1 protein-coding gene is annotated in these 1,056 nt (G+C 67.8%); it reads left to right on the plus strand.

Going from position 1 to position 1,056, the window contains the following annotated elements; translation table 11 throughout:
- Positions 1-991 (plus strand): IS701 family transposase (locus ACFYMC_RS29835; RefSeq protein WP_388531312.1); only part of this gene is annotated, 991 nt, incomplete at its 5' end.
- Positions 992-1,056 lie beyond the last annotated feature (65 nt).

Consider the following 1,056-nt stretch of genomic DNA (forward strand, 5'->3'; position numbering starts at 1 on the left):
TTTCCAGCGGCTGCTGAACTTCGCCGACTGGGACGAGAATGCGGTCCGCGACGACGTGCGTGACTTCGTCGTCGAGACGATCGGCAGCAAGGACGCGGTCCTGATCGGGGACGACACCGGCTTCCTGAAGAAGGGCGTCAAGTCCGCCGGGGTCCAAAGGCAGTACTCCGGCACGGCCGGACGCACGGAAAACTGCCAGATCGGCACGTTCCTGGCCTACGCCTCCGCCACGGGCCGGGCCTTGATCGACCGCGAACTGTACGTCCCCGTCTCCTGGACCGATGACCGGGAACGGTGCCGGGCCGCCGGTATCGGCGACGAGGTGCCCTTCGCCACGAAGATCGAGCACTTCAAGTGGATGCTGCAACGCGCGATCGACGCACGCGTCCCCTTCGCCTGGGTCACCGCGGATGAGGCATACGGCCAGGTCAAGCACCTGCGGGCCTGGCTGGAGGAGCGACACGTCGCCTACGTGCTGGCCACCAAGGTCAACGACACCGTGACCACCACCGGCGGCACGGACACCGAGGTCCGGGACCTGATCACCGCCATGCCCCGGCAGGCATGGAAACGGATCTCCGCCGGTGCGGGCGCGCACGGCCAGCGGTTCTACGACTGGGCCCGGATCGCGATCCGCCCGCAGTGGGAGGACGGTTTCGGGCACTGGGTCCTGGCCCGCCGCTGCATCAGCGACCCCAGCGAGATCGCCTACTACGTCTGCTACGGTCCCGCCACGGCCCGACTGAAAGACCTGGTCAGGACCGCAGGCGCGAGGTGGCAGGTGGAGGAGTGCTTCCAGATCGCCAAGGGCGAGTGCGGCCTGGACCACTACCAGGTCCGCCTCTACCGAGCCTGGTACCGGCACATCACCCTCGCGATGGCCGCCCTCGCCTACCTGACCGCCACTCGCGCCGCGGAAGCCGCAAAAGGGGCAGCGGGGACGACGAGCAAGACCTCATACCCCTCAGCGTCCCGGAAATCCGCCGGATGATCGGGCACGTTGTCGTCACGCCCCGCTGCCACAGCAACGAGCACCGTCTGCACTGGTCACACTTC

This window comes from Streptomyces sp. NPDC006879 (assembly GCF_042869595.1).
Taxonomy (GTDB): Bacteria; Actinomycetota; Actinomycetes; order Streptomycetales; family Streptomycetaceae; genus Streptomyces.